Below are 6,510 nucleotides of genomic sequence, written 5' to 3'. Positions count from 1 at the left end.
GGGCGGTACTTGGCGGTGCGGAACAGCGCCTCGGCATAGGCATTGTCATCGCTGACCCGTGGCCGCGAATGCGACGGCACGATGCCGAGCCAGTACAGCATGGCTAGCACGGTGGTGCCCTTCATGCTCGGGCCGTTGTTGCCGTGCAGCACCGGGCGCTTGGTGCGGGTGTGGATGCCCTCGGCCAGCGCGGTGCGGCGGACCAGATGGGCGGCGTGCTCGGCCTGGTCTGTCTCATGCACCTCGTGGCCGACGATCTTGCGGCTCCAGAGGTCGAGGATGAGGAACAGGTAGAACCAGCGCCCCTGCACCCGGGCGCGCAGGAAGGTCACATCCCAGCACCAGACCTGCCCAGGCGCGGTGGCTACATGCGTGCTCGGCGGCCCTATAGTCCGCGGCGGGCGAGCTCGGCCGCGGTGCCGCATCTGGCCATGGTCGCGCAGCACGCGATGGAAGCTCGCCTCACTGGCGACATAGATGCCCTCGTCGGCCAGCGCCGGGACGATGCGGGCCGGCGGCGTGCTGGCAAAGCGCGGCTGGTTGGCCAGCTCTACGATCCGCGCCCGCTCCGCCTCGTTGAGCGCGTGTGCTGGCCGTGACCGGACGGCGTCGGGCCGGCGGTCGGCCCGGACCTGGCCGTCCTCGGCACGCCAGCGCTGGACGGTACGCTGGTCGATGCCGGCCAAAGCACAGGCCGGAGCGAGCCGGGCGCCGGCGGCGCAGGCCGCCGTGACCTCAGCCATGAGGGTCTGGCGGTCCTCCAGGCGGGTCATTCGTCCTCGCCGTCGCGGAAGACCGCATCCAGTTTTATGGGATGGCCCGCCCCTCTCCCCTCCGGCAGTAGGCTGGCAGGGCAACCTGAGGGACGGGAGCTGGTTCGATGCAGATCGCGGTTTTGGGGATCGACCTGGGCAAGAACAGCTGCAGCGTCGTGGGTTTGGACGCCGGTGGGCGGGTAATCCTGCGGCGGCGCCTGCAGCGGGACGGTGTGATCAAGCTGGCGGCAGAGCTGCCGAGCTGCATGATGGCGATGGAGGCTTGCTGCGGAGCACACTATCTCGGCCACAAGCTGCGCACCCAAGGTCATCAGGTCCGGTTGATGTCACCGGAATACGTTCGACCCTACGTGAAGGCGCAGAAGAACGATGACCGTGACGCCGAGGCGATCGCCGAGGCGGCAACCCGGCCGACGATGCGGTTTGTCGAGCTCAAGAGTGAGGCGCAGCTCGACATGCAGAGCCTGCATCGTGCTCGTGACCGGCTGGTGGGCGAGCGAACGGCGCTGATCAACCAGCTGCGGGCGTTCCTGCTGGAGCGGGGCATCATCGTGCCCCAGGGACGGCGCAAGCTGGAGCTGCACCTCGAGACCCTGCTGGCTGCGGAGCAGGTCTCGCTCAGTCCGCGGACCCGGCTGCTGATCGAGGACCAGCGGGCCGAATGGCGCGAGTTGGACCGCCGCATCCTGGCGTTTGACGACGAGTTCGCTCGTGAGGCCCGAACGGATGAGGCGGCTCGGCTGCTGACGACAATACCGGGCATCGGTCCCTTGAACGCCACAGCGTTGGTGGCCGCGATCGGCAAGGCCGAAACCTTCGGGCGCGGCCGGGATCTGGCCGCCTGGATGGGGCTGGTGCCAAAGCAGATGACGACGGGAGGCAAACCGAAGCTGTTGGGGATCAGCAAGCGCGGCAACGTGTATCTGCGCAAGATGCTGATCCATGGCGCCCGTGCCGCACTGCCGACGCTGTCCAAGAGCGAGACGCCCTTGGGCGGCTGGCTGCGCGATTTGGCGGCCCGGGCACATGTGAACACCGTGGTGGTGGCGCTCGCCGCCAAGCTGGCGCGGACGATCTGCGCGGTGCTCCGCACTGGGCAGCGGTTCGAGATGCGGGCTGCGACGGTGTCGTAGCCAACGAGGTCGGCCGTTCGCGCTCACCCGGCGCGAGCGACTGTATGAGGTCTGCGGGTGGTAGAAGCGAGATGGCCTGACAGTTGATCGGCGTTCTGGAAGCCTGGCAGAAAAAATGGCGCTCGACGCCGCTAGTTTTATGAGGACCGGGACGCGCGGATCTCCATCTTGGCTGGGAGCCTGTCTCCGAAGCCGGATACGTTGGCGTAGACTGATCAGACCGGGCCGTGAAAGCGCTTGCAGACGGGGCGGGCCATACGTTTTTCTGAGCACCAGCAAGGCAGCTGTTTCGGCCGATGCCTTGTCCTTGCGGTGCAACTCGCGCTCGAGCTCCCGGACCCGCCGCCGGTCCTGCCGCGCCTCGACGGCACTCACCGCCCGCGGCTCGCCGAGGCCGGCAATCGCATCATGCCTCCAGGCCTCCAGCTCAGCGGGGTAGAGGCCCTGCTCGCGACACCAGGCACTGCGGGCAGCCTCGTCCATCGTTGCCGTAGTGATCACCGCCTCCAGCTGCGCCGCCGGCGTCCAGCGCTGGTTGTTCGTCAGCTCACCGGGTGCAGCCAGCGCCTCAGCTCGCCAGCGCTCCAAAGTACCAACGCTGACCCTGACCTCGCGGGACACCAGATCGATCGCCGCGCTCTCCGGTGGCAGCAGCCGCGCCACGATGCGGTCCCTGAAGGCTTGTCCGTATCTCGCCATTCTCGATCATCCACGCCCCCTCATTGCGCGATCCTATCCACGCGACAACTCGTCTGACACGGGGGGGCTGCTCGTCGCCTCGCTTGCGGTGCGTTGGGCCCTACAGGGGGCCTGTTGCGCCGCGTAGCCCGCCAGCGGGCAAGGTCAGGGCCGTGCTGCGGGGCGGCCGCCATAGCCCCGCGCCACCCCTTGGGCGGCGTCACGGCGTGTCCTGGCGATCGTCTTGTTGTCCGATCCGGCGAGCGAAGGCCTCATGGTGCGCCGCCAGCGCCCGCTGCACCACCGAATGAACCAGCCTGTCACTCCGGCCGTCCCATCCAATCAGCCGCCCTAAACCAAGCTGCCGCGACACGCCCCGCACCGGATCATGCCGCTCAGGCTGCCGAGCCTTTCTGGGATCCGTTTTTCCGCGATTCAGGACCACGCTCAAGAGCCGCCTACTCGATACACCCTGCCTTTGACATTCGGTAATCTGGCTGACGTATTCGTCGAGCAGGTGCTTCGCCGAGCACCAGCCTGATGGCGGTTGTTGTCGAGTTTCTCGCGTCCGATGCATCGCGGACCCCCTGGCGCAGCACAAGCCAAGGCTTCTGCCAAGCGCCATCATCCTGCAGAAATCATTAACAAACGGTTCTTGTATCGATGATACATTAATTTGAGGTTATAGTTACCTATACAGGACATCGATATAGCGATGATGCGGTCCATCAAATCAGCAAAAACGCTTTTCTCCGTGTGCTTCTTGCTGGTTTGCGGCACGGTCAGCGTCATTCTCGTTCTCAGCAATACCATGCACCGAGAACGGCAGGAATTTACCCAGCATGTTCTGCAGAGCAGCATTCAGAATGTCCTCTCTACCATGAGGTTGTTGGGGTCTGAGCCGCGCCTGGCACAAGATGTTTTGTATATTGGAAGCACTGCGATTAACGGAAATAATTCCCTTGTTGATGAAATGCGTCGCAATATGGGTGTCGACGTGACGTTCTTCGTGCGGGATGAGGCAGTTGCGACGACTTTGCGGGATGCCCAAGGGCTTCGCCGCATTGGTTTTCGCCTACCGGCCGGAGCCGCACGGACAGCGCTGTTTCTCCAGGAAGACAGTTATCAGTCGAGTCAGATCGTTAATGGCGAGACATATTATTCGTCGTATGCGCCCATCTTGGACCGCTCTCGCACCGTAATTGGTGCAGTCGAGGTGTCGCTCAAAGAATCTGCGGCAATGACGCGAGACAACCAGTTTCGCGTTGCCTTGATTATTCTCGCTTGTGGCTCCCTGTGCAGTATCGGCCTGATGTTCTGGCTGTATGGCAGGAACGCAACCGAAAAATATGGGAATACCGAGCAAAAACTGCGCATGTCCAAACGCCATCTCGACACGGCCTTGGAAAAAATGGCCAATGGCATTTGCCTATTCAACCGCGATAACGTCCTGATGCGCACCAGTGACCACTATGTCGACGTGTTCGGGCTCCGGAAAGGTCAGCTCAAGCCCGGCATGGATCTGAGAAGCGTCATCGAGCTCCTGTTGGACGGGGAGTCAGACAAAGCCAACCGAGTTGACGTCGCGTATAAGAAGATACTTCAGCACCTGGAAACAAGCTGGGGACCAACGACGCTGGAATATCCGTGGAAAGGCCGCACCCTGGCCGTCCACCACAGCTTCATGGCCAATGGTGGCTGGCTCCTGACCTATGAGGATGTGACCGACCGCAAGGAGGCTCATGCTCGCATTGAGCATATGGCGAAACATGATGCGGTGACCGGGCTGATCAACCGCGCTGTTTTCAAAGACAAGCTAGAGACTGCGATGCAGGCTCCGGTAAAGCCGGCATTGATGGTACTTGATTTGGACCATTTCAAAAGCATTAACGACACTTTGGGCCATGCATCCGGCGACGCTCTGCTCAAAGCGTTTTCTGATCGTATCAGCCAAGCCTTGCCAAAAACGGCCCTGGTCGCACGTCTTGATAGCGACGAGTTCGCGATTCTGCAAACGGGTATCACCACTCAAACCCAGGCAGCCGCGTTGGCTGAGAAGCTTTCGAAGCTCGCGGCAGAGCCGTTTGAACTGGACGGCCGGACGTTGAATATCGGCGCGACCATCGGCATTGTTCTTCCGCAAAAGGGCGATTCCAGCGACATCGTCATGCGCAATGCTGATCTGGCGGTGCGTAGCGCAAAGGATCATGGCCTCGAGGGTTTCTCGATTTACAAACCTGAAATGGGGGAACAGCTTCTCAAGCGCGCGATCTTGGAGAAGGATCTCAGAACCGCGCTGGATGAGGGCCAGTTCGAAATGTTCTACCAGCCCCTCGTCCGCATCAAGTCAGGAAGGATTGTGGGCTTCGAAGCGCTGATGCGGTGGAACCACCCGGTGCGGGGTCTTGTCCCACCCGACGAGTTCATTCCTGTCGCGGAGGAGACTGGCTTGATCGTTCAACTGGGCAGCTGGGCGCTCCGTCAGTCTTGTCTGGACGCGGTTACCTGGCCCAATCTTAAAGTCGCGGTCAACATTTCACCAATTCAGTTCCGCGGGGGCAAGTTGATCCAACACATCGATGATGTGCTGGCGGAAACCAAGCTGCCTCCAAGCCTGCTCGAATTGGAAATTACCGAAACCGTCATCATGAAAGACAAGGAGAGGACGCTCACCGCCCTCAAGCGCCTGCACGATCGTGGTGTGCAAATTGCCATGGACGATTTTGGTACGGGCTACTCCAGCTTGTCTTATCTCCGCACGTTCAGATTTGATAAGGTGAAAATAGACCGTTCTTTCATTGCTGGGTTAGGCGAGCGTCGTGACTGCGATGCCATCATCAATGCCGTGCTCGGCATTGGACGGGACCTCGGCATGCTGGTGCTCGCGGAAGGGATCGAAACCCGGCTCCAACATGATCGGCTGCGGGATTTGGGCTGTCACGAGGGCCAAGGATATCTTTTCCACAAGCCGGCACCGATCGATCAAGTGCCGGCCATCATCGAGCGGCTGAGCGGGATAACCAGTGTCAGCAGCATTCCCTCCGCGGTCTGGAGCAAGACCTAGACGCTGCGGCCCCCGGCACGGCACGGATGGTCGCACCCGGTCGTTCCAATATCGAGGGGCCGCATCACGGTTCGTGCTGTGGCACCGAAGTGGAGCGGCCTGGCGCGAAACGCTCCGCACTGTTGCGGTTGGTCATGGCCCCCGTCGAGGGACGGCGATGAGGGATCCATCGGTCGGGGACCAGTCGATTGCTCATTGTCCTACCTGCATGCGGGGTGACGGACAGGAACCGGTGCGAAGTTTTCACCGACGCCGCCTGGACGTCTTGGAAACCGCGGATCGAAGAGGTCTGGCCGCACAGTTGTTGATCCACGAGGCTAAGCACGGCGCTTGCCGGAAGCGCCTGCTCGAGTTGGGGCGGCAACGTGGGATCGCATTCGGCAGGACCGTCATCGCCGGCATGACCACCATCCGCGCCCCACCAGACAGCGGCGCGGGCCAAAAGCGGGAATGCGATTCCAAAACCAAGATGTGCGCGAGGCGCTTGGTTGGTCTCGCGACGGCTACGGCACCAAGGCCTGCGTGATCGCTGATGGCTCTGGCCGGGCGTTGGCCTTTGCCTTGGTGCCCGATCAGGCTCATGAGCTGCCATGGCACCGGGTCTGCGCCACTGCCCGCTGGACGTGCCCGGCTAAGGTCTGTTAGAGCTTGAGTGCTATTCCCATATTCGGGGCATGACAGACAGGAACGGTTGTGAGGTCTTCACCGACGCGGCATGGGCGGTCTGGGAGCCGCTGATCGAGGAGGTGCGGCCGCTGGGGAAGACGCCACCGAAGGAGCTGCGGCGGACCATCTCGGCGATCTTCTGGCGGCACCAGAACGGCGCCAAGTGGCGCAGCATCCCGGCAGAGCTTGGCCC

Annotated in this window: 4 protein-coding genes and 1 pseudogene; 3 read left to right on the top strand and 2 right to left on the bottom strand. The window is 62.3% G+C overall.

The window, feature by feature from the left end; genetic code table 11:
* A pseudogene (locus tag EP26_RS29150) lies at positions 1 to 782 on the bottom strand (DDE-type integrase/transposase/recombinase); the annotation flags it as partial.
* Positions 783 to 880: 98 nt separating this feature from the next.
* Here EP26_RS29150 and EP26_RS29145 point away from each other — a divergent pair.
* Positions 881 to 1,909, top strand: coding sequence for an IS110 family RNA-guided transposase (locus EP26_RS29145; RefSeq protein WP_043344645.1), 1,029 nt, complete (start codon positions 881 to 883; stop codon positions 1,907 to 1,909).
* 898 nt (positions 1,910 to 2,807) lie between these two features.
* Here EP26_RS29145 and EP26_RS36535 read toward each other — a convergent pair.
* Entirely contained in the window at positions 2,808 to 3,038 is a 231-nt protein-coding gene (locus EP26_RS36535; protein ID WP_169747533.1) for a hypothetical protein, read from the bottom strand.
* Between the two features lie 264 nt (positions 3,039 to 3,302).
* On the opposite strand from EP26_RS36535, the gene EP26_RS29140 reads away from it, so the two are divergent.
* Positions 3,303 to 5,651 (top strand): putative bifunctional diguanylate cyclase/phosphodiesterase, encoded by a 2,349-nt coding sequence (locus EP26_RS29140; RefSeq protein ID WP_084113125.1) that lies wholly within the window; start codon positions 3,303 to 3,305, stop codon positions 5,649 to 5,651.
* A 674-nt stretch (positions 5,652 to 6,325) separates the two neighbouring features.
* The coding region (locus EP26_RS29135) for a transposase (RefSeq protein WP_043344644.1) at positions 6,326 to 6,510 on the top strand (185 nt) is incomplete at its 3' end.

Source organism: Belnapia moabensis DSM 16746, assembly GCF_000745835.1.
In the GTDB taxonomy this organism is placed as follows: Bacteria; Pseudomonadota; Alphaproteobacteria; order Acetobacterales; family Acetobacteraceae; genus Belnapia; species Belnapia moabensis.
This window is presented reverse-complemented; position numbering and strand designations above follow the sequence as displayed.